General features: G+C 63.4%; 1 pseudogene. It reads right to left on the bottom strand.

From position 1 onward, the window contains the following. Positions 1-350 (bottom strand): annotated as a pseudogene (locus AF337_RS10860) (hypothetical protein); the annotation flags it as partial.

Below are 350 nucleotides of genomic sequence, written 5' to 3'. Positions count from 1 at the left end.
CCCGCGACCGCGGACACCGTCTCGTTGAATTTGTAGCCGAGGGCCAAGGCGACGTCCCAGTCGATATCCGCGCCGCCTGCCCCGACCAGTCCCCATCCGGTCATGTAGATTTCCGGCGTAAAGAAGTAATTGCCCCGGAAACCCGCGATGCCATCGACCCAGGTATCACCATCGTCGCCCTCCACGCCGTCGAGCAGCCCACCGTTGAATCCGATGGTCGTGTCGACCGACCAGACCCTGATGCCCCCGACGATATCAAGGTGGCCGGATGGGCTCTCCAGCACCGAGTAGCCGACACCGAGCAGGCCGGCAAACGTCTTCGAGGTGACGTCGACACTGTCGGCCAGGAT

This window comes from Rhizobium ecuadorense (genome assembly GCF_001187535.1).
Lineage (GTDB): Bacteria > Pseudomonadota > Alphaproteobacteria > Rhizobiales > Rhizobiaceae > Rhizobium > Rhizobium ecuadorense.
The sequence above is the reverse complement of the archived record's forward strand: the minus strand, read 5'-3'. Positions and strand labels throughout refer to the sequence as shown.